Source organism: Alistipes onderdonkii (assembly GCF_025145285.1).
Classification (GTDB): domain Bacteria; phylum Bacteroidota; class Bacteroidia; order Bacteroidales; family Rikenellaceae; genus Alistipes; species Alistipes onderdonkii.
The window spans coordinates 84135-109149 of the sequence record NZ_CP102251.1 but is presented as its reverse complement, the minus strand read 5'-3'; the positions used below and the strand labels follow the sequence as shown (position 1 = coordinate 109149).

22 protein-coding genes are annotated in these 25015 nt (G+C 56.6%); 16 read left to right on the top strand and 6 right to left on the bottom strand.

What is annotated here, in order from left to right; translation table 11 throughout:
* On the top strand, window positions 1-792 hold the full coding sequence (locus NQ559_RS00500; protein ID WP_244061855.1) for a hypothetical protein: 792 nt from the start codon (window positions 1-3) through the stop codon (window positions 790-792).
* Between the two features lie 259 nt (window positions 793-1051).
* On the opposite strand, the gene NQ559_RS00495 is transcribed toward NQ559_RS00500, so the two are convergent.
* Complete coding sequence (locus NQ559_RS00495) at window positions 1052-3193, bottom strand: glycosyl hydrolase (RefSeq protein ID WP_051087673.1); 2142 nt, start codon at window positions 3191-3193, stop codon at window positions 1052-1054.
* Between the two features lie 20 nt (window positions 3194-3213).
* On the bottom strand, window positions 3214-3750 hold the full coding sequence (gene ispF / locus NQ559_RS00490) for a 2-C-methyl-D-erythritol 2,4-cyclodiphosphate synthase (RefSeq protein ID WP_051087676.1): 537 nt from the start codon (window positions 3748-3750) through the stop codon (window positions 3214-3216).
* A gap of 297 nt (window positions 3751-4047) precedes the next feature.
* Between ispF and NQ559_RS00485 the strand changes: the two genes are divergently transcribed.
* Window positions 4048-5499, top strand: a complete 1452-nt coding sequence (locus NQ559_RS00485; RefSeq protein ID WP_026318290.1) for an aminoacyl-histidine dipeptidase — start codon at window positions 4048-4050, stop codon at window positions 5497-5499.
* A 96-nt stretch (window positions 5500-5595) separates the two neighbouring features.
* Here NQ559_RS00485 and NQ559_RS00480 read toward each other — a convergent pair whose 3' ends face one another.
* Both NQ559_RS00480 and NQ559_RS00475 read right to left on the bottom strand, forming a co-directional pair.
* On the bottom strand, window positions 5596-6141 hold the full coding sequence (locus NQ559_RS00480; protein ID WP_018695449.1) for a DUF4251 domain-containing protein: 546 nt from the start codon (window positions 6139-6141) through the stop codon (window positions 5596-5598).
* Between the two features lie 514 nt (window positions 6142-6655).
* A complete protein-coding gene (locus tag NQ559_RS00475) occupies window positions 6656-9127 on the bottom strand; it encodes an outer membrane beta-barrel protein (protein ID WP_018695450.1) in 2472 nt (823 codons plus the stop codon).
* A 251-nt stretch (window positions 9128-9378) separates the two neighbouring features.
* Here NQ559_RS00475 and NQ559_RS00470 point away from each other — a divergent pair, with 251 nt between their 5' ends.
* From NQ559_RS00470 to NQ559_RS00440, 7 genes are all read left to right on the top strand, one after another.
* Window positions 9379-11805, top strand: coding sequence for a TonB-dependent receptor (locus NQ559_RS00470; RefSeq protein ID WP_018695451.1), 2427 nt, complete (start codon window positions 9379-9381; stop codon window positions 11803-11805).
* Between the two features lie 89 nt (window positions 11806-11894).
* Entirely contained in the window at window positions 11895-13001 is a 1107-nt protein-coding gene (gene ald, locus NQ559_RS00465) for an alanine dehydrogenase (protein ID WP_018695452.1), read from the top strand.
* A 198-nt stretch (window positions 13002-13199) separates the two neighbouring features.
* Window positions 13200-14999 (top strand): hypothetical protein, encoded by a 1800-nt coding sequence (locus NQ559_RS00460; RefSeq protein WP_154654005.1) that lies wholly within the window; start codon window positions 13200-13202, stop codon window positions 14997-14999.
* A gap of 2 nt (window positions 15000-15001) precedes the next feature.
* Complete coding sequence (locus NQ559_RS00455) at window positions 15002-15529, top strand: hypothetical protein (protein ID WP_143257181.1); 528 nt, start codon at window positions 15002-15004, stop codon at window positions 15527-15529.
* Window positions 15519-16055: a hypothetical protein gene (locus tag NQ559_RS00450; protein WP_244061854.1), complete on the top strand. Its 537-nt coding sequence runs from the start codon at window positions 15519-15521 to the stop codon at window positions 16053-16055. Before NQ559_RS00455 ends, NQ559_RS00450 begins: the two co-directional genes overlap by 11 nt.
* Before the next feature lie 255 nt (window positions 16056-16310).
* Entirely contained in the window at window positions 16311-16571 is a 261-nt protein-coding gene (locus NQ559_RS00445; protein WP_244061853.1) for a hypothetical protein, read from the top strand.
* Window positions 16558-17223 carry an ATP-binding cassette domain-containing protein gene (locus NQ559_RS00440; protein ID WP_018697137.1) on the top strand — a complete coding sequence of 222 codons (666 nt, stop codon included), beginning with the start codon at window positions 16558-16560 and terminating at the stop codon, window positions 17221-17223. Before NQ559_RS00445 ends, NQ559_RS00440 begins: the two co-directional genes overlap by 14 nt.
* A 15-nt stretch (window positions 17224-17238) precedes the next feature.
* Here the strand turns inward: NQ559_RS00440 and NQ559_RS00435 are convergent, their stop codons facing one another.
* Window positions 17239-17994 (bottom strand): LytR/AlgR family response regulator transcription factor, encoded by a 756-nt coding sequence (locus NQ559_RS00435; RefSeq protein WP_018697138.1) that lies wholly within the window; start codon window positions 17992-17994, stop codon window positions 17239-17241.
* Complete coding sequence (locus tag NQ559_RS00430) at window positions 17991-19013, bottom strand: sensor histidine kinase (RefSeq protein WP_018697139.1); 1023 nt, start codon at window positions 19011-19013, stop codon at window positions 17991-17993. The genes NQ559_RS00435 and NQ559_RS00430 overlap by 4 nt, the downstream gene beginning before the upstream one ends.
* A gap of 281 nt (window positions 19014-19294) precedes the next feature.
* Between NQ559_RS00430 and NQ559_RS00425 the strand changes: the two genes are divergently transcribed.
* From NQ559_RS00425 to NQ559_RS00395, 7 genes are all read left to right on the top strand, one after another.
* Window positions 19295-20590 (top strand): fibronectin type III domain-containing protein, encoded by a 1296-nt coding sequence (locus NQ559_RS00425; protein ID WP_154654070.1) that lies wholly within the window; start codon window positions 19295-19297, stop codon window positions 20588-20590.
* Between the two features lie 42 nt (window positions 20591-20632).
* The gene (locus NQ559_RS00420; protein ID WP_022332696.1) at window positions 20633-21607 is read left to right on the top strand and encodes a fibronectin type III domain-containing protein; all 975 of its coding nucleotides are present in this window, start codon (window positions 20633-20635) and stop codon (window positions 21605-21607) included.
* A gap of 692 nt (window positions 21608-22299) precedes the next feature.
* Window positions 22300-22641 carry a hypothetical protein gene (locus NQ559_RS00415; RefSeq protein ID WP_227962251.1) on the top strand — a complete coding sequence of 114 codons (342 nt, stop codon included), beginning with the start codon at window positions 22300-22302 and terminating at the stop codon, window positions 22639-22641.
* A 161-nt stretch (window positions 22642-22802) separates the two neighbouring features.
* Window positions 22803-23018 (top strand): hypothetical protein, encoded by a 216-nt coding sequence (locus tag NQ559_RS00410; protein ID WP_004291535.1) that lies wholly within the window; start codon window positions 22803-22805, stop codon window positions 23016-23018.
* 11 nt (window positions 23019-23029) lie between these two features.
* On the top strand, window positions 23030-23251 hold the full coding sequence (locus NQ559_RS00405) for a hypothetical protein (RefSeq protein ID WP_004291534.1): 222 nt from the start codon (window positions 23030-23032) through the stop codon (window positions 23249-23251).
* 13 nt (window positions 23252-23264) lie between these two features.
* Window positions 23265-23681 (top strand): PcfK-like family protein, encoded by a 417-nt coding sequence (locus NQ559_RS00400; protein WP_004291533.1) that lies wholly within the window; start codon window positions 23265-23267, stop codon window positions 23679-23681.
* The gene (locus NQ559_RS00395; RefSeq protein ID WP_004291532.1) at window positions 23678-25009 is read left to right on the top strand and encodes a PcfJ domain-containing protein; all 1332 of its coding nucleotides are present in this window, start codon (window positions 23678-23680) and stop codon (window positions 25007-25009) included. Before NQ559_RS00400 ends, NQ559_RS00395 begins: the two co-directional genes overlap by 4 nt.
* The last annotated feature ends 6 nt before the right edge of the window (window positions 25010-25015 follow it).

Genomic DNA, 25015 nt, shown 5'->3' with positions numbered 1-25015 from the left:
ATGAGTTCCGGGATGTATCGCCGGACGGGATGCGGCGCCCCCTTCCCGTCCTTCCCGTCGCGGCGGGATGCCGCAACGCAAATCCTTCCCGAACTGCGAGCCCCCGCCCCGGCGGGGGCTTTTGCTCCTGCGGGGCGGGCGGCGCTCCGGATGCTGTGCCTCTGCGCCCTTGTTTTCGGGGCGTCGGGTGCTGTGGCGCAGTCCGCGCAGCCCCAGTTCACGCTGGGCACTTCCGCCGTCGACAGCGTGCCCCAGACGACCGTGGTGCCTGTCCAGCAGCCCCCTGTGCAGGTCGTCGAGCATACGACCGTCTACGAGGAGTCCACGCGCGGCATGACGCGGCCCGAACGCCGTGCCTACCGGGCGAAGCTCTATGCGCAGAAGATCGACTCGCTGGTACAGTCGCGCGACTACCTGTTTTTCCCCAACAGTATGCAGGAGGTGCCGGGCGGCATGATCCGCAGCATCTATACCGATTATTACTTCTTCGGGATGTTCATCGACCACGTCGGGGTGCACCTGCCGACCGAGCGCGGCATCACGCAGTATCTCTACGTGCTCAATTTCGACTCGCCGTCCCTGTCCGATTACCGGGCCGAGCGCCTGGCGTGGGGCTGGCGTATCTCCTTCGGTTTTGCCGACGGCGATACGGCCTACCATGCCGGTTTCGAGGTTTCGACCGCCACCGGCGAAACGGTGCTGACGCTGGCGGCTCCCGACCTTGTCATGCGCTATGTCGGATGGCTCTGGGACAAACGGATCGGCGACCCCAAGTTCCGGCGGCTGGACTGAGCGGCGGCTTCTTCGCGGGCGGCAAACCGAACGGCCGGCACCTCCATAGGTGCCGGCCGTAATTTCTGTTTTCCATGGTTCCCGTGCGCCGGGTTCCCGCCGTCCGGAATTCCGAAGTGACTCCCGCTTTCGGCACACTTCCTGTCCGGCGCACTTCCTGCCTGGCTAACTTCCTGCTTGGGCGGGTGCCATCCCGTTTCCGCGAGCCCTGCTTTTCCGTGAGGCCCGCATTGCGGGCTTTTTTGCGCCTTCCCCGCGGCTACTCCGATACGAGGAACAGCGACCGGGCTCCCGGAAGCGTCAGTTGCAGCCGCGTCCCCTGCGCCGATACCTCGGCGGCGAACGGGGCGTTGTCGCCCGTATGCGGGTCGAAACTGCGCAGTTTTACGGCGTCGCGTAGCAGGATCCCGGCTTCGGCCGTTTCGGTGTCGATATTGGCGAAATAGTAGATATGGCGGCCGCCGCATATCCGGTGGATGTAACGCAGGCCGGGAGCACCGGAAACCGAGACGTCCGGTATGAAATCAGCCTCCAATGCTTTGCGCAACGATTCCGTGTCGGGTTCGGGCAGGAATAACGCCGGGTTTTTACGTGCCGTGAGCATCTCCTGCACGCGGGCTGCGACCTGCGTTGCCGGTACCTCGAAGCGGGTGGATGTTTCGGGCAGCGCCGTGGTGAAGATCACCCGTCCCCCGGCACGGCGGAACCGTTCCACGGTACGGAGGCACTCCGGCGAGATACATTTCACGCCGGGCAGGATCAGCACCCGGTAGTGCTGGTGGTTGACCTTGTTGTCGAGGTGGAGCATCCCCCTGCCTGCGGGGCAACGCGCCAGTACCTCGGGATGCAGGTAGGTGAAATCGCGTGCGAGCGTGTCGCTGAGCATCGCCGCCACGCGGATGTAATCCGTGCCGGGAAGCTTCACGCCCCCGGCGTAATAACCCTCCGGGCCGTCGAGGTAATGCCCCGCCTGCAACGTCTCGATGGGGTAGAGCATGGCTATGTCCGCCACCGTGCGCCCCTCGGGCTGCAACAGGTAGTTCAGCCGGGCGAGGAAGCGGTTGAATGCGGGCAGCGCCTCGTTATAGAGCAGGTTGCGGTAGGAGAGTTCGGGCAGGAACGTCACGTCTGCGTCGTTATACCATACGGCATGGGGGATAAGCTGGTTGATGCCTTTGGTATATTGCTCCATTGCGATGGTATAGAGTTCCCGGACGGGGATGTTGCCCATCGCCCCGAATGTTTCCGACATGACCAGCTGCTTGTCCCAGTTGGCTGCCGATGAGGATACCACCTTGTAGAAAAGTTCCGCGGGGCGGTCGCCGCCGATTTTGTCGATGCCGGGCACGTCCATGTACTTGCCGCAGAGCATCAGGTCGCCCGCGACGCTTACGGGGTTGAGCACCTCCTCCTGATCCTGGTGTCCGGTGGAGCGTATGCCGTGCGCTGCCGCCCAGTCGTGGATCGTCTTCATGAACCCTTCGGCATAGAGCCGCGCCCGGAACCCGAACAGGTAGTTGCGAGCGGCGGCAGTCCCGGGGCCTGTGTCGTACCACAGGGCGGGGTAGAGCGCTTCGGGTGAAAACCCGTGTGCGGCTTCGAAACGCTCGTTGAAGCGCTCCGTCCAGATACGCCCCTGTGCCCGGTAGAGTGTCGGTTCGTCGCAGAATGTTTCGGTAATGACCTCTCCGAACGCCTCCGGGAACCGGTCGTAATAACGCTGGTGGGTATCCTCCACGAAGAGCTGTACTGCATCCGGGTCGAGGTAGTCCACATTCGGGTCGCCGTCCTTTACGCACATGAAGCAGAGCAGTTTCCATGCCCCCTGGGGCGGTGTCCAGCGTATGCGCCCGCCGGAAATGCGTCCGGACAGGGGGCGTACCTCCCGCGTGAGGCTGTCCATCGCCACGAGCGCCATCAGGCGCCCATCGCGCGGCAGTTCTATGTCGCACTCCGTGCCTGCCGCCAGCGGGTATTCGAATTTGTCGAGCCGTTTTATCGTCGCCTCCGGATGACGCTGCATGAAGCGCGGCGTGCCGTCGCCGTTGATGGCGCCCATGCTGCCGCTCGGGAACCCGTACTCGTCGTAGAGCGACAGGACGAGCCCCGCCTCGCGGGCTTCGCGGACGATCTCCCCGTAAAGTGCGAAATACTCGTCCGAGAGGTATTCCGGTGCGAAATGCCCGCCGAACGGGAGGATGGCGCATCCGCCGTACCCGTCGCGTTGCGTGAAAGTGCGGAATTGTTCCGCGGCCTCCGTCCGTTCGATCGGGGTGTTGTTCCAGAACCAGAGCGGCACGGGGCGGTACGCTGCGGGCGGGTTGCGGAATTCGTCGGCATTCTGTGCCGCACTCCCGGCTGCGGCCAGTACGCAGGCCAGGGTCATCAGTTCTTTTCTCATCTTAACTCCGGGTTGTCGGTTTAACGGGCTGCCTGCGGATCGGAAAAACCTTGGCTCCCCGATCCCGGTTTGGCCTGCATTTTGTATATCAGTGCCACGGCGGAGACGGAAACCCCCTCTTCGCGCCCCTCGAAACCGAGATGCTCTGTGGTCGTAGCTTTGACCGATACCCGGTCATCGCCTACGCCCATTGCACCGGCCATCGCGGTGCGCATGGCGTCGATATGCGGCCGCAATTTGGGCCGTTGCATCCGGATCGTACAATCGACATTCCCGATCTCATATCCTTTTTCGCGCAGCAGCGCCGCAACCCTTCGGAGCAGTATTTTCGAGTCGATGCCCTTGAAGTCGTCCGACGTGTCGGGGAAGTGCATCCCGATGTCGCCCAGCGCTGCGGCGCCCAGCAGTGCGTCGCATACGGCGTGTATCGCCACGTCGCCGTCCGAATGTGCCACGAATCCTTTCATGTGCGGAATTTCGATCCCGCCCAGCACCAGGGGCAGCCCGTCGGCCAGCGCGTGTACGTCGTATCCGTGTCCTATCCTGAAATCCGTCATAGAGTTCCGTATTTTCCCGTAAAGATAGTGGAAGCGGAGTGCAAAAGCAAATTTCGGCCGTCGCAGCCAGCCGGAAATGCAAAAAACCGGACGCGGGATACCGTGAATTACGCTGTTTTTGTTATATTTGTATTTGAAAATCTTCGGCCGGAAGAATTCTTGCAGATACCCCATCTTCGAAGCGTCTTTCTGCCGTTATAAATATTGTCATGGAATGGGCGGAAATCGAGGGGCGTGCGCCCGGTGTTACAGCCGGCGGCAACCCGACGATGTGCCTGTAAATTATATTAGGAGATTATGTCTGAAATAGTAAACCTTGAACCCCGGATCGTGTGGGAGCAGTTCGATGCCATCACACAGGTTCCGCGCCCCTCGAAGAAGGAGGGCAAGATCATCGAATTCCTGGTCGATTTCGCCCGGAAGCACAACATCGAGTATAAGAAGGATGCCATCGGCAACGTGGTGATGCGCAAACCCGCCACGCCGGGCTTCGAGGAGCGCCCGGCGGTTATCCTCCAGTCCCACATGGACATGGTCTGCGAGAAGAACTCCGACGTGGAGTTCGATTTTGACAACGACCCGATCCGCACGCACATCGACGGCGGGTGGGTCAGGGCCGAAGGTACGACGCTGGGTGCCGACTGCGGCATCGGCATGGCTGCCGCACTGGCCGTCCTGATCGACCCCGCGGTGCAGCACGGGCCCGTCGAGGCGCTCTTTACGGTCGACGAGGAGACCGGCCTTACGGGGGCTTTCGAACTGGGCGAGGAGATGCTCACGGGCAAATACCTCATCAACCTCGACTCGGAGGACGAGGGCGAGATCTTCATCGGCTGTGCCGGCGGCATCGACACCATCGCCACGTTCCGGTATGCGATGGAGGAGGCGCCGAAGAACTACTCCTTCTTCCGCGTCGACGTCTCCGACCTGCAGGGCGGGCACTCGGGCGATGACATCGACAAGGGACGCGTCAATTCCAACAAGACCGTCGCACGCCTCTTGTGGGACGGCATGCAGTCGTTCGAACTGAAGCTGAGCTATTTCAACGGCGGCAACCTGCGCAATGCGATCCCGCGCGAGGCGTACGCCATCTTCGGCGTCCCGACACGGTTCAAGTCCGAGTTCGTCAAACGCTACGACCTCTTTGCCGCTGACCTGAAAGCCGAATTCCGCTTCCGCGAGCCCAATTTCAAGATTACGCTCAACGAGATGCCCGAGGTCGACCAGGTGCTCGATGCCCGGACGCAGTTCGGGCTGGTCTACTCGCTGGTGGGCGTTCCCAACGGCGTGATCGCCATGTCGTTCGCCATGCCGGGGCTGGTCGAGACTTCGACCAACCTCGCTTCGGTGAAATTCGAGGGCGACGACCGCATCGTCGTCACCTCGTCGCAGCGGTCGTCGGTCGAGAGCGCCAAGACCTATGTCATGCAGATGGTCGAATCGGTATTCGCCCTGGCCGGTGCCGACGTCGCCCATTCCGACGGTTATCCGGGCTGGGCGCCCAACCCGCAGTCCGTACTGCTCGAAAAGACCGTCGGCGCCTACGAACGCCTGTTCGGTGCGGAGCCCAAGGTGCGTGCGATCCATGCCGGATTGGAATGCGGCCTGTTCCTCGAGAAATACCCCGAACTGGAGATGGTTTCCTTCGGCCCGACGTTGCGCGGCGTGCATTCGCCCGACGAGAGGCTCGAAATCGCCACGGTTCCCAAGTTCTGGGATTTGCTGCTCGAAGTGCTCAAGACCGTCTGACCCGCCTGCGAACGCGGCAAATCCCGCCACGGATGCACGGTTCACGATAACGGCCCCGTCTTTGCGGGGCCGTTGCCGTTGCGGGTGGTGCCGCGGTTATTCTCCCGCTGGCCTTACCACTCCCGTGAACTTGACCACGGGATATGCCAGAAGTTCGTTCGAAACCTGTACATGGCATTTGTCCGTGTCCTTGTACAGCGTTATTATTACCTTCCTGTCCTGGGAATTCGCCGGCCCGGTCATTCTCATGCAGAACTGCATGTCTCCGTTCTTTTTCCGCTTTTCCAGCGTTATTTCCGCCGAGTCGTCCGTTATGGTCAGGTTGCCCAGCGGTGTTTTCGGGAAGAGGTCGGGGGTGAAACTGATAACGCCCCGTTTGCCCTCCATGGATATGTAGTTGCCCGTGGATGACTTGACCGGGGATTTGTTCTCCGGGAGGTAAAATTCATTCGCCTCGATCACGAACCGCCCCTCTTCCAGTGCCTTCGACGCTTGTGCGTGGCGGATCTCCCCTCCGGCCGCTTCGCCTTGCCGTCCGGCTGCCGGTTTTTGCGCTGCACATCCTATTATAGAAAAGAGTCCGCAGGTCGCTGCCGCAAAAGCTATGAACAGGCTTTTCCGGAGTAAAAAAAGTTTTTTCATGGCGGTAAATTTAAAGGATTAATGAAAGGATTGTGAAGCATGTGTTTTATATTGTTCACAATGTAATTAAAAAATATGAATTAAACAATCATTTTATTCATATTTTTGCCGGGCTATGAAATCCATGCGGTCGATGATCCGGGCCCCCATCCGCATGGATCGGGTAACCGATGACCGCTCCGGGTGTTCCCGGCAGGGCGCTGCACGGCAGGCTGCAAATAACAGAGGGGCTGTCCGGCAAGTCCGATTTTACGATTTCACCCCCGCCGGAACAAACTCCGGCAGGGGTGATTTCTGTTTCTGGCTGCTTGTTCGGCAGCTCCTTTTCGTCGATATGGATGCCGCGCCCGGAAGCCGTATGCGTCGTCCCTTGCAGCAGGGGAAAGACGGCCGCGTAAATGCCGCGATGATTTCCGCGATGATTCCTGGAATGATTTCCGCGATGACTCCTGCGATGATGGCCCACGCGGTGATGCCGGCGCCCGGCGTATCGGGCAGGATCGCCGGCGGGGGATTACATCCCTCCTCCGCCCTGAGCGCCGCCGGTGCTTCCGCCGCCACCGCCCTGTGCGCCGCTGCTCATGTCGTCGTTGCGGATCGACTTGGCAGTGCGTTTCACCCCGACGTTCTGTTTGCCGAAGCGGTAGCTGACGCGGAAATAGAGGCTGCGGCACGCATACCTGTATTCGCTCCAGCCGCCGAAGGTCGGCGTGTCCGAGGTGTTCCTGTTCCTGCGGTATTTCTCGAAGGGGTTGTTGCACATGATGCTCAGGTCGAGCTTCTTCTTGAGGAACTGCTGTTTGATGCCCATGTAATAATAGTAGTAGCTTTCCGATTTGCCGCCGAGCCACGCATACCCCGTCGAATAATTCTCACCCAGCATAAGCCGCGCCTCCTTCCAGAGTGCGAAGTCGAGGTTGAGGTTCTGGCTGAACGTGAACTGGTCGGTGTGGATGTCCATGGCGTCGAAATCGTTCTGCGAATACCTGCCGTTGTAGCTCAGCGAGAGGTTGACCTTCTCCGACGGGCGGTACGAGAACGAACCGTTGAATCCGTAGCTGCGCGAACGGACGTCGTTGCTGTAGGTGGTGTTCGTGATGCCGTCCCCGTCCGAGAAGGAGTACGACGACATGTTGTTGTTCGACAGGAACGTGTTGAGTGCGAAGGTCATGCTCCATTTTGCGGCATAGTGGCCGTACTGGAGGTTGATCGTGTGGTATACGGCCGCTTCCAACCCCGGGTTGCCGTACGACAGCCGCGTGGGGTCGGTGTCGTCCTCGGCCGGCGAAAGCATGTAGATGCCCGGGCGCTGGAGCCGCTGCGTGTAGGAGAGCGAAATGTTGTGGCTCACCTTGGGGATGAATGTCAGGCTCAGGTAGGGCACCACGTTGAACTGGCGGTTCGAAAACGAGTAGGTGCCTTTGGCGGTCTCCTCCACGTCGGCGTCGTTCCATGTCCGTTCCATGCGCGCACCGAGGCGTCCCGACCATTTGGTGTAGGTGAATCCGTATCCGGCGTAGATGCCCAGCACGTGCTGGCGGTAATCCATGCCCGTGAATTTTATTTTTTCAATCGGGAATGTGCCGTATTCGTCGCTCTGCTTGTTGTCGGTGTCGGAGGTGCTGTTGCGGTAGATGTGTTTCAGCCCCGCCTCGATCTTGTGGTGCTCCGACAGCGGGTTGGCGTAGTCTACCTGCACGGTGTTGCCCGTCATGCGGTTGTCCGCATCCTGCAACGCCCTGTAATTGTATCCGTCGTTGTATATCCGGTCTGTATGGCCTTTGTCCGGGTCGATCTCGACTTCATCCGATATGGTCAGCGTGTGCCCCTCCTTGCCGAAGGTGTGTTCGTAATTGAGCGAGACGCTGCCGCCCATGTAGTTCCATTTCTGGATGCTGCGGCTGCCGTATTCCAGCAGCGGGTTCATCTCGGGGTCGAGGATCGCGTTCGTGCCCAGCGATTTGTAGCGGCTGCGGCCGAGCCACAGCCATCCGTTGAGCGTGATCAGGTTGAGCGTGTCGGGCTGGTAGCTCATGTCCAGTCCGACGTTGCCGTAACGCGAGCTGCCCTTGTTTTCGGAGTAACTGCGGTTGTAGCGGTTCTCCGAGTCGTAATTTTCCTGCCACGACTCCGATTCCGAGGGGGTACGGCCCCCGTCGTAGTAGCCTGCATAGCCCATGATGCTCGCCGCGAACTTCCCGGCCTGGATCGAGAGGCTGGCGTTGCCGTTGTAGGCCGGGTTCTCCAACACCGTGACGCTCGCGCCGACGCTGCCGTTGTATCCGTGGAACTGCTTCTTGCGTTGGGTGATGAGGTTGATGATGCCGCCCACGCCTTCGGCTTCGTACTTGGTCGAGGGGTTGGTGATGACCTCTATGCGGCTGATCTGCGAGGCGGGCATGCTCTGGATCACATCCTTGAAATTGTTGCTCATCGTTGCCGAATTGCGCCCGTTGAGCAATATCTTGTAATTGCTCTGTCCGTTGAGCAGGACGTTGCCGTCGCCGTCGAGCGAGAGCTGCGGAACCTTGCGGATGATTTCGTCGAGTGTGCTCGTCGAAGCCTGCGGGTCGTCCTCGACCGAGTAGGTGGTCTTCTCGGCGTCGGCCATTACGAGCGGTTTCTGGACTTCGATCACCACGTCGCCGACCTCGACACCCTGCGTGATGGCGATCTTGCCGAGCGCCTTGCCCGATGCGGGCACTTCCACGGCCTGTTTGTAGGGCGTGTAGCCTACCATCGTGATGCAGAGCTGGTAGTCGCCCGTTTCGGGGGCTTTGAGCGAGAAGCGGCCGTCGGTATCGGCGGCTACGGCGTTCACGACCGTGGCCGAGTCGCGCTGGAGCGAGACGGTGGCATAGCCGACGGCTTTGCCGGAAGCCGAATCGGTGACCGTCCCGGTCAGGGTGTTGGGTTGTTGCGCGGCAGCCGGATGCAGACACAGCAGCATGACTGCCGACAGCAGGAGAGCGAGGGCTTTTTGCATGTCAGGACACTTTGAGGTTTCACAAATATGGGGCTTGTTTTCCGATTTTCCAAATTTGCGGACGGCATTCGCCCCCCCCCGTGTGTAATTCGGATTAATGTCATGTAAATCAGTAGATTGGCTGTTTCCGGAAAATGTAAAAAATCTTCGGCCGTTATAACCGTTGCAGCCGGCGCACTCCGGCAGTTTTTAATGTTGATATTAAAACATGGTTAAAATAGTTATATTTGTATTCTGAAAAGTCCCTGTGCATGCTCCGCAAATACGCTCTTACCGTGGTTTTCCTGTTCGTCGTGTGCGGAGCTGCGGCCCAGCTCCCCGACGACGAATACTATCCCTATGGCACGGGTTATGAGCAGCGTACGCCCATCGTGCTTACCGACTCCTCGCTTTTCTACCGGGCAATCCAGACCATGCCCGACCTCTACGGCAGCATTTCGGCCTTCAATCTGCCCTACATCGCGCTCGGCCGCCGCGGGCAGCATTACTCCTCGGAGGCGGCCTCCTTTTCCGGGTTGGGGATTTCGTCCCGCTATTTCGGTTCGCTGCGGCTGCTCGGGGCTCGGGAAGAGCGCCGTGCCGGGATCGCGGCATTGCCCGAGGCCATCGGCGGTGCCGGCGGCGTGCGTACCTTCCGGTTCCCCGGGGCGCTGGCCGAACCCTCCTGCCATGCCTCCGTCAGTTTCACCGACCGCAACTACCTGGCCGGGGCGAAACTCGCCTATGCGCGGCCTGCGGGACGGGGCTGGGATGTCGCTGCCGCCGTTGAGGCCCGCACGGGGCGCGACATGCACGTCGAAGGCGTCTTCACGAATGCCCTGACGGCGGGATTCCGTGCCGCCAGGCATTTGGGCGAGGGCCATACGCTGGGATTCCTCCTCATTGTCCCGCCGTTGGTACGGGGCACACGCCTTTCTTCGGTCGAAGAGGCTTTCCGCCTTACGGGCGACAACCTCTACAATCCGGCCTGGGGTTTCCAGGACGGCAAAGTCCGCAATTCGCGCGTGCGGCGCGAGTTCGTGCCGCTGGCCGCCGCTACGTACTGCGTGCGGCTGTCGCCCGCGACCTGGCTCGACATGGCTGCCGGGGCCGAATACGGGGTGCGGAAATACAGCGCCCTGGGGTGGTACGACGCCCGTACGCCCATGCCCGACAATTACCGTTACCTGCCCGGCTATACGGGCGACCGGGAAACCGAACTGGCATGGCGGTCGAACGACGCGCGCTATACGCAGGTCTGCTGGGACGAGCTGATCGCCCGCAACCGCATGGCGGGCGGACATGCCGTCTATACGCTCGAAGACCGCGCCGAACGTATCCGCAACCTCGGTTTCGACGCCCTCTTTACGACCGCGCCGGACGAGCGGCTGACGCTCCGCTACGGCTTTTCCTACCGCCATGTCCGCACGCGCAGCTACAAACAGATGCGCGACCTGCTGGGGGCGGATCATATCACCGACATCGACCAGTACCTCGTGGACGACGACACCTACGGCAACCTCCTGCAAAACGACCTGCGCCATCCCGGCCGCACCGTCCGCGAGGGCGACCGTTTCGGCTACGACTATGCGCTCTCGACGCGCGAGGCCACCGTCCGCCTGTCGGCCGAGTACCGTTCCGACCGCCTTCGTGCCGACGTCGCCCTCGCGCTGGGCGATGCCGTCGTGCTGCGCCGCGGGTATTATGAGAAAGAGCTCTTCCCCGGGACACAGTCCCTCGGGCGCTCGCGGCGGATGGGGTTTACGCCCTATACGGTCAAGGCACTGGTGGGGTGGGCTTTCTCGCCCCGCAGCTACCTCGAAGCATCGGCCGCAGCCGGGGCTGCGGTGCCCGATGCCGCCGACCTGTTCTACCAGCCGTTGTATAACAACCGTACGGTCGACGACCCCGCTGCCGGGCGTTTCTACGCCGCCGAGCTCAATTTCACCCGTACCGGCGAACGGCTTTCGCTCCGCATTACGGCCTTCGCCGTCGCCACGCTCGACGGCATCCAGTCCCGCCGTTATTACGACGACATGGCGGGTGTTTACAGCGACATGGCCGTTACGGGCATCGGACGCATGGCCTGCGGCGTGGAGGCCGCTGCCGACCTCCGCCTGGCATACCGCTGGAGCCTTTCGCTCGCCGCTTCGGGCGGGCGGTACAAATATATCCGCAACCCGCGCGTCACGGTCATCTCCGACGTCGACAATTCGGCCGTCGACACCCGTGCCGAAAGCCACATGGGCGGTTGTACGCTCGGTGCCGCACCCCAGCTTACGGCTTGCGCCGAACTCTCATATTTCGGCCCCCGGGGATGGGGTTTCCGCGCCTCGGCGGGATATGCGGGGCTGCGTTACGTCGAGCCTGTGCCCCTGCGCCGTACGGCACGCATCGCGCGGCAGGGCGGCATCACGCGGGAGATGTTCGATGCCTTCACGCACCAGGAGCGCCTCGGCGACGCCTTCACGTTCGACGCCTCGCTTTTCAAATCCTTCTATTTCGGCCGTTCGCGGCTGACTGCTTCGCTCATGCTGCGCAACCTGCTGGGCGATGCCGATACGGTTTACAGCGGTTACGAGTCGCTGCGCGTCCGGCGTATCCGTTCGGGCGACGCCCTCTATTTCGCACCCCACGCCACGCGCTATACCTATGCTTATCCGCGTTCGTTCTACCTTACGATCTCTTATAAATTTTGACCCGGAAGTGAAAAATCGCCGGAATATTTTGCTGTTCCGGATAAAATCCGTAAATTAAAAGGCAAAAAACCTAAAAAACTTCAAGCCTTATGATTATCGGTATTCCCAAAGAGATCAAGAACAACGAGAATCGCGTTGCCCTTACCCCCGCAGGCGCCCAGGAGCTCGTCAAACGGGGCCACACGGTTTATGTGCAGGCTACGGCCGGTGTGAACAGCGGTTTTGCCGATGATGCCTATACGGCGGTAGGGGCCGAGATACTTCCCACGATCGGGGATGTCTATGCCCGTGCCGAAATGATCGTCAAAGTCAAGGAGCCCATCGCCCCCGAGTACAAGCTGATCCGCAAAGACCAGATGGTCTTCACGTTCTTCCATTTCGCCAGCAGCGAACCCCTTACCCGCGCCATGATCGACAGCGGGGCGGTATGCTGCGCCTATGAGACCGTCGAACGTGCCGACCGCTCGCTGCCGCTGCTGATCCCGATGTCCGAGGTCGCAGGCCGTATGTCCACGCAGGAAGGGCGCTATTTCCTCGAAAAACCCCGCGGCGGCAAAGGCAAGCTGCTGGGCGGCGTCCCGGGGGTGAAGCCCGCCAGGGTCTTCGTCATCGGCGCCGGTGTGGTCGGTACGGCAGCCGCGCGGACAGCCGCGGGGACGGGTGCCGACGTGACGATCTGCGACATTTCGTTGCAGCGCCTCACCTACCTGGCCGACGTGATGCCCAAGAACGTCAAGACCCTCATGTCTTCGGAATACAACATCCGCGAAGAGCTTAAACATGCCGACCTGGTGATCGGCTCGGTGCTGATCCCCGGTGCCAAGGCTCCGAAGCTCGTCACACGCGACATGCTCCGGGAGATGGAGCCCGGCTCGGTGATGGTCGACGTGGCCATCGACCAGGGCGGCTGCTTCGAAACCTCGCGTCCCACGACGCACGAAGACCCCGTCTACTATGTCGACGGCATCCTGCACTACTGCGTGGCCAACATTCCCGGCGCCGTGCCTTATTCCTCGACGCTTGCGCTCACCAACGCTACGCTTCCCTATGTCGTTCAGCTCGCCGACAAGGGCTGGCGCCGTGCCTGCAAGGAAAACCGCGAACTGGAACTGGGGCTCAACATCGTGCAGGGCAAAGTGGTCTACCGGCCCGTTGCCGAAGCCTGGGGGATTCCCTGCGAGCCGCTGGCGCTGTAACGTCCCGGCCTTGGATCATGAAGCGGAGCGACAAAACGATCGCTCCGCTTTTTATTTTGAAATCTTGATTTTTTATCGTATATTAGACAACACCATCCATAACCCGCCCGCCTATGATTATATCCTTTGTTCTCTGATTGTTGCGTCCGTTATCCGGTTCTCTGCTTGAATTAGTTAACCTTGAAATCTCGTCTCCGAATGCAAAAAAGTTGCCGTTACTTTTTAGTGTGTGTCATTGCTGCCGGATTGTTCGCTTGCGTACGGGAACCGCACGAGGCTTCTTCCGGTTCCTCCCCGCAACGTTCATCCAGACTTTCTGTCGATGAAGCCCGGGCTTTCTTCGAAAAAAACCTGTCGTCGGATGTCACCCGTGCGTCGGATGCCGTGCCGACGGGCCCTTTTGTCGTGGAAAATGTGCTTCCCGACTGGGAGGGTGCCGAACAGTCGTCGAACAAGCGTATCGCCTGTGTCGACGTTCCTGCGCAGACCGGAAGCGAATTCCTGATTAAACGCCGCCGCACCGACGGGACGTTTTACGGGGTGCGCGCCTACGGTAAACTCCTTGTCGTGAAATCCATGCAGACGGATTCCCTCTCGACTTATATGCGTTATCTCGTTCCCGACGAGATTTATGCGACGTTCTATGACGGCGATCTGAGCAACCTGTTTGCCAATTGCGAGGATCGCGGCGATTACTGCGGATTGGAGCTGTATACCACCCTTGACGGCGCCGTTGTGGCTGCCGCCCGCTATTATGAGGGCACACTGCTCGCATCCGTTTTTATCTGCGATACCCGGATGTCCGAATTCGAACGCTCCTGGCGGCTGCGGAATCTGTTGGCGGGCGTCTATATCAACCGGCGGATCGTCGGCCCGACCCGTATGACGGACGATTGGGATTTTGGCGGTAAAACCTGTTTCTACGACTCCCGGGGAACGCTGTATTACGTCGATTATATCGACGGAGTCGGATATGCCACCGTCGATGTCGATGGTACGCGCGGCCCGTGTATCGATGGTATCGAGGATGTAAATCATTTGGGGGGCGGTTTTCCCGGCGGTGGAAATAATGATGCCGGCAACTCCGGTAATGCTGGAGGAACCGGAGAAGCTGGAGATACTGAGGGCGGTTCCGGAGGGACAGGTGGGACTATCAATGGCAATACCGCCACTTCGGGGAATTCGGGTTCGGATATTCCGGTGGGAGGAGACGACGAACAGAATATCGGTGGTACTGATCTGCTGCCGGGATTGGTCAATCCGTTGCCAGATCAGGAACCACTCCTCGATTTGCGCTGTCCTGTCTGCGGGAAACATCCGTGTATCTGCATTAAGGAGGTCGATTGTGAAAACCTGGCGCCCCTGGCGGGTGATAATTCTGTTGCGACGAGTTCTTTGTATAACGAAGTTACGGGACTTGCGCAATTTTCCGAATTCCTGAATGCCGTAGCCGGCAGTTCCGTCGAACACGGCACTACCGGGTACCACGATGCAGACGGGGCCCTGCAACTGATGATGCCGTATACGGATGGTCAAACGAATAGTGTGCAGGTCGCCTGGAACCCAGATGCATCCAATGTGGTGTTTATTCACAACCACCCGCGGGGCACAGCTTGTTCTTCGACGGATGTAGTCAAACTGATTGAGTTTCGTGAAAAGTATGACAGTTCTTTGCGGAGCGTATATGTTGTAACTGCAATAAATATATATGTATTGTATGTTTATGATGAAACAAGGGCCCATAATTTTTATAATTCGGGGGCGTTTTTAGGGTTCATGCGGCTTTATCAGGATGCGGAAAAGTGTTTGCTGGATCAGGGATATGATTATTACAACGCCAGACTTTATGCCATTGCATATTTATTGGAAAAACACAATACGGGTATTGCCATACTTTCCCAGTCCGGGACAGACTCCTATTTTCATCAGCATAAAACCGTTGCGGGGAAAGAAATTACATCGCTTCCGGTACAAGTAATAACCTATAAATGTAAATAATTATGAAAAAGATTTTATTGTTATCGTTGATGCTTATTTCGGGCACATGTGTCTATTCTCAGAATCCCTATCCGCAGGAATATGACGGTTACCGTTCTTGGTCTACGTTCAATCAGGACACGGTTCGCTACCTGCAATATAATTGGGGCCTTAAAGTTGTCGGTGTATATAACGATGTTCCGCTATCCGATTTTTTCGATGTATTTGAACTGCCAATTTGTGATGTCGAAATTCGTTGCACCACTCCTGGCGGAAGGGCCGAGGTCGGATATATTCGTTTTTGGCTGCAACCGTATGAAAAAGCATATAAGGAATGGAAGGAATCCGGAGAGTATTCAAGTAAATACAGCGTTGTAGTATACAGTGTGATGTCGGAGCTCGACAAATATTCGATGCTATACGAGGACTTGCAGCCTTATATCCCGACCCTGAAAAGGGACGGGCTGACGATCGTCCCCTGGAAGGATAGTTATAAAGAGGCGCTCGGATCTTTTATTGCTTCTGGTATACGGTATCTTTATGGTGTTTAATATGCGGTGGTTTATATTGTTTTCGATACTTGTTTCGGGGCTGCATGCCTATTCTCAGAATCCCTATCCGCAGGAATATGACGGTTACCGTTCTTGGTCTACGTTCAATCAGGACACGGTTCGCTACCTGCAATATAATTGGGGCCTTAAAGTTGTCGGTGTATATAACGATGTTCCGCTATCCGATTTCTTCGATGTATTTGAACTGCCAATTTGTGATGTCGAAATTCGTTGCACCACTCCTGGCGGAAGGGCCGAGGTCGGATATATTCAATTTTGGCTGCGACCGTATGAAAAAGCATATAAGGAATGGAAGGAATCCGGAGAGTATTCAAGTAAATATAATATCATAGTATATAGTATTCTACCGAAAATCGACAAATATTCGATGCTTTACGAAGACTTGCAGCCCTATATTCCGTCACTGAAAAGGGACGGAATTACGATCGTTCCTTGGAAGGATAGTTATAAAGAGGTGCTCGGATCTTTTATTGCTTCTGGTATACGGTATCTTTATGGTGTTTAATATGCGGTGGTTTATATTGTTTTCGTCGATAATCTTTTCGGTACATGTTGCTTTTGGGCAGAACGCTTTCCCCAAGTACGAAGGTTACAAGTCTCTGTCTTCGTTCAGTCAGGACACGGTTCGCTACTTGCAGTATAATTGGGGAATTAAAACGGGTGGTCTTAAAACCACCCGCTTTTTTCGTATATTTGGGCGATGATCCGGAAATTGCTGCTCATACTCCGCTTTTATTATTCGGCCATGTTCTTTTTTTGCATGGCTGTGAGTATCGGGTTCGCATGGGTGGTCTCCAACCACGGCCCGACAATCATCCCGTGGTGCCTGTTGGGCAAGGCGGCGGTCTATCCGCTTTATCTCTATGTCTGGATCGTCCAGCGTTACGGTGACGAGTTTTTCTACTACCGTAACCTCGGCGTGCGGCGCCGCGAACTGCTGGGCGTGAGTTGCGGCGTGGACTTTATCCTGTGTTATGTGTTATTGAAACTGACGGCCGCCTTCCTTTATGAACCCCTCTGAGAAACATATCCTCGAGATCGACTCCGTGGAGTTGTCGTTCGGTGACCGGCGCATCCTTTCGGGAGTGTACCTCGCCGTCGAAACGGGCGGTGTTACGGCGGTGCTCGGCCGTAACGGGTGCGGCAAGAGCTGCCTGATGAAGATACTGTGCGGTTCGCTGCGGGCGGATTTCCGGTCGATGCGCATCGACGGGGTATGGCATGACCGTTTCCGGGCCGACGAGGTGCGTTACCTCGCGCAGCAGGGTTTTATCCCGGGCTGGCTGACCGTCGACCGGGTGTTGCGCGATTTCGGGTTGCCGTGGGACGACCTGCTGGCATGGTTCCCGTTGTTCGGCAAACTGCGCGGTACGAAGATCCGCGCCCTGTCGGGCGGTGAGCGGCGTATTCTGGAATCCTACCTGATCCTGCGCAGTCCGACGCAATTCGTCATGCTCGACGAACCTTTTTCGCAGGTTGCCCCGCTGCATGTGTCGACGCTCAAGGCGCTGATCCGGCAGGAAAAATCTTCGAAAGGCATTCTCCTGACCGACCATATGCACCGCCATGTGACGGATATCGCCGACCGCCTCTACGTGCTGGCAGACGGCCAGACCCACCTTGTCCGCGGCGGGGAGGATCTGGTGCGCTACGGATACCTCGCACACTTGTAATGTTTTTCCGGGAACTTATCCCGTGATCCATTTTTTGAACTCCGCAGCCCGGTTCTTGCTTAGGAATACGGGCTCGGGCGTCTCGGTATCCATCGAAACCAGCAGGCGGCTGTTCGACCATACGACGATGCTTGTGATGTGCTCCCTGGCGACGACGTATTGTTTGTTGACCCGGCAGAATGCCCGGGGATCCATGTCGTCGCAGATGCTCTCCAGCGTCCTGTTGTAGGCATAGTTGCTGCCATCGGCGAGGTATACCCTCGACGTCTCCTTGGTCGAATAGAAAAAGGCGATTTTCTCCGTCGGGATCGGCAGCAGTTTGTCCTTGTAGGCCACCAGGATGTTCCTGCGGGAATTCGTCCGCTGGCAGGAAATCATTTCATACAACTTCTCGATATCCGGGAGTACCTGCGGCCGGCTGAGCTTCCGGTATTTTTCCAGTGCGCGTTTCACCTCGTCGATGGCGAGCGGTTTGAGCAGATAGTCCACGGCGTTGACCCTGAAGGCATGGATGGCGTACTCGTCGTAGGCGGTCGTGAAGATCACGGGCGCCTCGACGGCCGTCCGCTTGAATATCTCGAAAGCCGAACCGTCGGACAGATGGATATCCATGAAAATCAGATCCGGGGCGGGGTTCTTTTCCAGCCATGCGACGCTTTGCATGACACTCTCCGTCGTGCCCGCTATCCGGATGTCCGGGGCCGATTCCGCGAGGATGCTCCTCAGGTCGTCGAGGGCCCCCATTTCGTCTTCTATGATCAGTACCCTCATCTCGTATGCTTTATATTCATCTTGACCATCGGCAGGAAGACCCGGAATACTCCGTCACCCCCCCCCTCGGCTTTCTCGATGCGTATTTCCTTACCCAGCAGCAGCCTGTACCTGTTGCTCAGGTTGGTCAGCCCTATGCCGTTCGATTCGGGCGGCGTGAGCTTCGGATAGACCGGGTTGGCGATCACCAGTTCATTGTTATCGTTGAACGAGATCGTGATCCGCATGTGGTGTTCGCTGTCGATGATATTGTGTTTAACGATATTTTCGAACAGCGGCAGCAGTGAGAGGCTGGGCATGCGCATGTTCAGCGCCTGCTGCGGGATGTCGACGTCGCAGGTGTAGCTTTTGGCGAAGCGCACGTCCATCAGTTGCTTGTACGAATTTATGAAATTCAACTCCTCGCCCAGGGTCGTCAGCGACGATTCCTTGAAGCGGATGATGTACCGGAATATCCCCGACAGGTTGCCGATGTATTCGAGGCTTTCCTGTTTCTTGTCGCCGCGTACGAGCGACGAGAGGTTGCTCAGTGCATTGAAAAAGAAATGGGGGCTTATCTGGTTCGCAATAGCGTTGTACTGGCTGCTGAGATTCTCGATCCTGAGCATCTCGATTTCCTTTTCATGCCGGTGCTCCTTGTTGATCATCAGCACGATGCTGCCGATCAGCAGACATATCGTATACGTGATGATCAGATACCCGACTTCGTCGTAGCCCAGCGTGAGCCACGGTTTTTCGGACTGCAGCGTGATGACCAGCATGGCCGTGAGGATGACTCCCGCGATGACGAGTGTGCCCATCAGGCACCGTACCAGGAAGGGGAACCGCCTGCTCAGGAATATTTCCAGCAGCAGGATGGTCGCCAGCCACAGGACGCAGAACCAGACGACCGATACGGTCGCCCGTTTCGACCACCAGGTGACTGTTACCAGCGTATTCCAGTATTGGCTCAGTTGGATCAGGAAAGCCGTCATCGGGACGGCCCACCGTGAACGCACAGCCTGTTCGAGATAGCCCATGTGTTTTCGTGTGTGTGAAGAAGGGGTGACGTTGCAGGCAAAAATAGTAAAAAAATATCACATTGTGTCATTCCCGTTCATCGCCTTGTTTTTCCCGATTATCGGCCTTATTCGCCTTTTTGGCGTGGTATGAGAACTTTATGGACGATTCGTAGCGATATTTACAAAAACTGATTTGTTCGTTTTACAGCCTTTCCTGGCAATCTTTTTTCGGGCTGTATGGGCTTTGAATCAGTAGGTTAATGAACTTTTGCAGCAAATTTTTCTAAACATTTTCAGCTATGAAGAAAAAACTACTTTTCTCAGCTTTTTTTGTCCTCGGGGCCGCTTTTGCAGGTTGCTCGGATGACGAAAAACCCGTGGATCCCGTTGCTTTGGCGATCCCCGTCCTGGCGGAAGACGCCGTGACGCAGGTTTCGGTAGCCGTGACATGGGACGCCGTAGAGAACGCCGTGTCTTACGCCTGTACGCTCGACGGTGGCGCCGAGACGACCGTAACACAGCCTTCGGTGCGCTTCGACGGACTGGAGCCCGGTCGCAGCTATACTGTCAAGGTAAAGGCTGTCGCGGGGCAGGAGCAGTACCTGGATTCGGAATTCGCCCAAATCACCCTGACAACCCTGCCGGCCACGCAACTGGCGGCTCCTGTCCTCTCGGCGGGCGACGCCACGGAGAATTCCGCGACGGTCGTGTGGGAAGCCGTTCCCGATGCGGCATCCTATGTATATACGGTCGATGGCGGCGAGGAGCTGACCGTTACGGGTCTGTCGGCAGTCGTGACCGGGCTGGAATCCGGTATGCCGGCTACCGTGCGTGTGAAAGCCGTTTCCGGACAGGTGCAGTTCCTCGATTCCGAATTCGCCGAGCTGACGGTCACCGCCGCCATGGAACAGAATCCCTTTACGCTTTCGGCTGCCGAGATCGGGATGAACAGCATTTCCGTATCCGTATCTCCCAAAAGCAAGACGCGAACCTACTACTGTGGTTATGCCCTGAAGTCCGACTTCGACAAATACGCTTCGACGGAGGAATTTATCGGGTCGGTGCGCCGCAAACTCAGCGCTTCGGCCCTGATTGCGGGCGTTAGTTTCGAGGAGTACCTGGCCACACAACTCGTACAGGGTGACCATCCCTTCGAGTTCACCGGGCTGAAACCCGAAACCGACTATGTCGTCTACGCAGTAGGGTGGTACGCCCCGGGCGACCTGCTCACGACCGTCCTCGTATCGGCTCCTGCCACGACCCTTCCCGATGCGTCGGGCGAAGTGACGGTAACGTTCGAGAATGTCGCTTCCGACGGGTTCGATGTCGTCTGTACGCCCGATGCCGCCATCGAGAAATATTATGTCTATGTCCTGAAGACCTCTTCGTTGCCCATGCAAGTCTTAATGGCCGGGGGACTGGAGGCGTTCAAGAAGGAGGTGATGCCCACCAAGGACGAGTATACCGGGACGCAGACCATCCGTAAGACCGGGCTGGCAGCCGGAACCTCCTATTCGGTCTGTGTGTTGGGCATCAGTAAGAGCGGCTCCGATTTCTGGATCGAGGCGACACAGAAGACCGAAAAGGCTGAATAAAAGATCACGTAAGAATTTCATAACCGATAAATACGAACAACAATGAAAAAGATCAGCAGAATTTTAATGTGTGCTTCCCTGTTGCTGGGTTTTGCCGCTTGCAGCGATTCCGATTCCGGTGACGACGGGGATAACAACGGGACGCAGCTCGCCGCACCCGTCCTCGCTCAGAGTTCGGTCGAGGAGACCGCTTTCTCCGTGACCTGGCAGGCCGTCGAGCATGCAAATGTATATGCTTATTCGCTCAATGGCGGCACTGAAGCGACCACGTCCGAAACTTCCGCCCGTTTCAGCGGCCTGAATCCGGGTACGGAATATACGGTCACCGTCAAGGCGCTCTCCACCGACCCGAAGTACACCGCATCCGATGCAGCCCAGATCAAGGTGACCACGCTCGCAGAGGATACTTCCGGAATGATCCAGTCGGCCGAGTTCGACGCCCTCGTCGGTGAGTGGGTCGGCAAGCAGAGCGTCAAATACGCTACGGGATTTGATCCTGCTACGGGCGGGTTTTTCTTCACGACCGAGGAGTGGACGTTCGATGTCGAAATCATGGCACAGGTCGGCTCGCGGAAATACCGCAAGGAAAACTATCTCGTCTGCCTTGGCCTCGGGGACTTCGAGAAAGAGGGCAGTGCCCGAACCTACGAACAGCTGATCGAAGAGGGCTTTTCCGTAGCCCGTGCGCTCGAAGGCTTCGGCCCCAAGTGGTTCCTCAAACTCCTGGAGGACGGTTCGATCGTTGTCGAAGCTACAACCAAGTTCAATGTCCTGAGCTGGTTCACTACCGATGAACTCGGCCCGGTTTACCTGCTCGGCGGTGCCGATGACAAGAGCTTCTCCGATTGCGAATGCGAGCTTCCCGTCACGGTCGCCGGCGACGAACTGCGTGTGGGGTCGACCGTGATCTCCGGAAAAACCTGGACGCCGTCGCTGTTCCAGTGGCATCCCAAGCAGGGGGCCTATGCACGTTACTACCTCGGTGTGTCCGACATCGTGCTGACGCGTAAGAAATAAGCCTCCACCCGGCTACTTCAAGGCCCGTGTCCCCGACACGGGCTTTTTTGATGCCCGGGCATTTCCAAATAAATCCGGCATCGCCCCGGCTTGCACTATCTTTAACCCTGTTTTAGACAGGCGGCGCCTCGGCAAAATGCAAGTAAACTTGCTTTTGCTCTCGGCTTGCACTATCTTTGCAACCTGAAGTTACGAAAAGAGTGTAATTTATTGGAAATGAGCGTAGGTTAATTGCTCTTGATAGTAATAGGTTACGATTTAGTTAGTTATCTACTGCATTATCCTTCTGCGCGTTGCGTAACCTTCAAAGAACTCTTCGTATGCAAAAGTAGCTATTTAATTCGAGATTTTGATATAAACTCCCGTTTTTTATCCCCTCATTCATAAGAATTTTCCGTAAAAGCGGTATTGTCCGTCGGCACACCATTGCCCAAAACGAGTTTGGAACAAACGTGTGCCGACTACCGCATAGCTGGAGAAAAGGGCATTGCCTCACGCCTAAACGATGTTTAGACAGATGAAGCAATGCCCCTTTCTTTTGCGCCTATGCCAAGAGGTGCTTTTACGGGTTTTCAAATGATTTTTCTTTTTTCGCTGTCTCTTTTGCCGGAAGCGGAAAGTGAATGCAGAGTGTGTCAGCCTGCCCCATGAATGAAACAGGCGCCCACACACAGCCGGACAAACCGGGAAGAATGATTGTTGCCACCCGGCTGAACAAGTTCCGTCGGATCGGAAACAATCATACTTCCTTTGTTGTGGTTTGCCCTTTTCACGCTTCCGGTGATGTCTTTTTCCTTTTGGTGATTCTTTTTTTTACGGATTTTCCCCTGAAGTTTTTTTCTACACAATCTGCCTCTGTTTTCGTTTACCTCCATTTTGCGCCTTTCAGTAAGCCGCATCAGTCAGTCATTTTCGTTCTGGGCGCAAAGGTAATTCCGGGATTGGACGGGAAAGCAAGGTCAAGCCTCCTGTTTTCGGTAAAAATCTCCAGCCCTGCGGGTAGTATTTTGACCGAAAAACCTTGCATTCCCTAATCCCTACCTTTTCAAGCACCCGAAACGAAAACGACCGATGCGACAGAAAGACGCATAAAAAAAATGTCGGATAAACGAGAGGCAGATAAGATAGTTTGAAACTCAACTCCCTCAGCTCTTGAATCCGCATTAAAAACAAAAAAATCAAAAACAGCGAAGATATGACGGCAACGGCAAATTTCAGACAAATGGCGCAACACATCGGGTTGGCGATATGCGGCTTGATGATGCGCACCGCCTTCGGGGTGTTCGGCATCCTTTGGGGCATCATCAGAGAGATTGTAAACGGAGTGTTCCGAGTGGCGATAGGTGTAATCGTGGCTATCCTTTCCACCATTGCCTTCTTTGGCTTCATCCTTTGGTTATTCACCCTTTAACCCTTACCGACATGGCAAAAAGAAACAGCAAGACGGCAGCGCAGCAGTGCAGATATTACGAGGTGGACAACATCTTCGTGTATATGGTGGAAACGTACATCAACGGCAATTTTGAAACTTTCCGAAGATTGTACCACGAACTGAACAAGGACGCACGGAGGGATTTCATGGACTTCCTTCTCAGCGAGGTAGAGCCGACCTATTGGAGAGAGATACTGAAACAGATAATCTAAAAATGACAGCGATATGAAAGGAACAGACCATTTCAAGAGAACGATATATATGTACTTGGAACAGCGTGCGGAGGAAGATGCGCTATTTGCAAAGAAGTACCGCAACCCTGCCAAGAACATGGACGAGTGCGTGACCCACATTCTGAACTATGTGCAGAAAAGCGGTTGCAACGGTTTCACGGACGGAGAGATATTCGGGCAAGCCATCCACTACTATGAGGAAAACGAGATAGAGGTGGGCAAACCGATGGACTGCCAAGTGGTTGTGAACCACGTTGTGAAACTCACGGCAGAGGAAAAGGCGGAGGCACGTCAGAACGCTGTCCGCAAATACCAAGAGGAGGAACTCCGCAAGTTGCAGAACCGCCACAGACCGTCAGCGAGAAAAGAAAACCAACCCCAACCCTCATTATTTGATTTAGGCTTATGAAACCGAAGACCAAGATACAGAAAGAGGTGGCAAGACTTTCCGCCAACCTTCGCCCCATATCAGCGACACAAATAGATTGGGCATACCGCCACTGCGTTGAGCATATCGGCTACCGCACCAAGAAAGGGAACATCACCTGTTCCGACTGCGGTCACGAGTGGCACAGCGACAGCGGACTATGCGACACCCTTGAAGGCTGCACCTGCCCCAAATGCCATGCCGAACTCAAAGTGCAGGACACACGCAGACGCATCTACAAGGAAACGCAGAATTTCAGCGTGATAACCACCTGCAAAGGGTATCAGGTAATCCGCGTGGCGCAGGTCAGATGCGAGAGCAGGAAAGGCGAACCGATGCGTTTCTACTGCCACGAGGTCGTGCAGCGTTGGATTTCACCCGACGGCAAGGTTACGGACATGGCGTTGCTCCGTGGCTTCCTTTTCTGCTATTGCGATGTGTGGGCATTAGGCAGCGATATGGAGGTAAGACCGCACAACAGCCTATACGATGATGTGGTGGCAAGAAGCTGTGCATATCCAAAGATGAGGATATTGCCCCAACTCAGACGTAACGGCTTCAAGGGCGATTTCCACGGCATCTCCCCCGTGCGTCTTTTCAAAGCCTTGCTTTCAGACCCAAGAATTGAAACCCTTATGAAAGGCGGTGAGATTGAGGTCATGAAACACTTTCTTTTCAATACCCGTACTGCCGATGAATGTTGGGCATCATATCTGATTGCCAAGCGTCACAAGTATCAGATAGACAACCTCTCAATGTGGTGCGACTATCTGCGTATGCTCAAAAAACTCGGTCAAGACCTCCGTAACCCGAAGAACATCTGTCCCGAAGATTTCATGGCGGCACACGACAACGCAACCCGAAAAATTGAAGCCATACACGAGAAGGAAAGAGCCGCAGAGCAACGCCGTTGGGAGATTGAAAGGCGTGAGCGTGAGCAACAGCGACAACTCCAACGAAAGAAAGATGCGGAGGATTTCATCGCCAACAAATCCAAATTCTTCGGCTTGGTAATCACGGACGAGGAAATAATCGTCAAGGTGCTTGAAAGCATAGACGAGTATTACAACGAGGGCAAGACGCAGGGCATCTGCGTGTTTGGCAGTGGATACTACAAGAAAGCCGACACCCTCATACTATCGGCAAGGATTGGCGATGAGATTATTGAAACCGTAGAGGTGGACTTGCGAACCCTCGAAGTGGTGCAGTGCCACGGCAAGCACAACCAGGACACCGAATATCACGAGCGCATCATAGACCTTGTGAACAAGAACGCCAACCTTATCCGTGAGCGGATGAAAGCGGCATAGCATAAC

Coding starts and splice junctions, on each gene's coding strand:
- NQ559_RS00420 (WP_022332696.1), top strand. CDS start 20,633: ATGAAAAAGATCAGCAGAATTTTAATGTGTGCTTCCCTGTTGCTGGGT.
- NQ559_RS00470 (WP_018695451.1), top strand. CDS start 9,379: ATGCTCCGCAAATACGCTCTTACCGTGGTTTTCCTGTTCGTCGTGTGC.
- NQ559_RS00410 (WP_004291535.1), top strand. CDS start 22,803: ATGACGGCAACGGCAAATTTCAGACAAATGGCGCAACACATCGGGTTG.
- NQ559_RS00440 (WP_018697137.1), top strand. CDS start 16,558: ATGAACCCCTCTGAGAAACATATCCTCGAGATCGACTCCGTGGAGTTG.
- NQ559_RS00455 (WP_143257181.1), top strand. CDS start 15,002: ATGAAAAAGATTTTATTGTTATCGTTGATGCTTATTTCGGGCACATGT.
- NQ559_RS00395 (WP_004291532.1), top strand. CDS start 23,678: ATGAAACCGAAGACCAAGATACAGAAAGAGGTGGCAAGACTTTCCGCC.
- ald (WP_018695452.1), top strand. CDS start 11,895: ATGATTATCGGTATTCCCAAAGAGATCAAGAACAACGAGAATCGCGTT.
- NQ559_RS00400 (WP_004291533.1), top strand. CDS start 23,265: ATGAAAGGAACAGACCATTTCAAGAGAACGATATATATGTACTTGGAA.
- NQ559_RS00495 (WP_051087673.1), bottom strand. CDS start 3,193: ATGAGAAAAGAACTGATGACCCTGGCCTGCGTACTGGCCGCAGCCGGG.
- NQ559_RS00405 (WP_004291534.1), top strand. CDS start 23,030: ATGGCAAAAAGAAACAGCAAGACGGCAGCGCAGCAGTGCAGATATTAC.
- NQ559_RS00485 (WP_026318290.1), top strand. CDS start 4,048: ATGTCTGAAATAGTAAACCTTGAACCCCGGATCGTGTGGGAGCAGTTC.
- NQ559_RS00480 (WP_018695449.1), bottom strand. CDS start 6,141: ATGAAAAAACTTTTTTTACTCCGGAAAAGCCTGTTCATAGCTTTTGCG.
- ispF (WP_051087676.1), bottom strand. CDS start 3,750: ATGACGGATTTCAGGATAGGACACGGATACGACGTACACGCGCTGGCC.
- NQ559_RS00475 (WP_018695450.1), bottom strand. CDS start 9,127: ATGCAAAAAGCCCTCGCTCTCCTGCTGTCGGCAGTCATGCTGCTGTGT.
- NQ559_RS00460 (WP_154654005.1), top strand. CDS start 13,200: ATGCAAAAAAGTTGCCGTTACTTTTTAGTGTGTGTCATTGCTGCCGGA.
- NQ559_RS00445 (WP_244061853.1), top strand. CDS start 16,311: ATGGCTGTGAGTATCGGGTTCGCATGGGTGGTCTCCAACCACGGCCCG.
- NQ559_RS00425 (WP_154654070.1), top strand. CDS start 19,295: ATGAAGAAAAAACTACTTTTCTCAGCTTTTTTTGTCCTCGGGGCCGCT.
- NQ559_RS00500 (WP_244061855.1), top strand. CDS start 1: ATGAGTTCCGGGATGTATCGCCGGACGGGATGCGGCGCCCCCTTCCCG.
- NQ559_RS00435 (WP_018697138.1), bottom strand. CDS start 17,994: ATGAGGGTACTGATCATAGAAGACGAAATGGGGGCCCTCGACGACCTG.
- NQ559_RS00415 (WP_227962251.1), top strand. CDS start 22,300: ATGATTGTTGCCACCCGGCTGAACAAGTTCCGTCGGATCGGAAACAAT.
- NQ559_RS00430 (WP_018697139.1), bottom strand. CDS start 19,013: ATGGGCTATCTCGAACAGGCTGTGCGTTCACGGTGGGCCGTCCCGATG.
- NQ559_RS00450 (WP_244061854.1), top strand. CDS start 15,519: ATGGTGTTTAATATGCGGTGGTTTATATTGTTTTCGATACTTGTTTCG.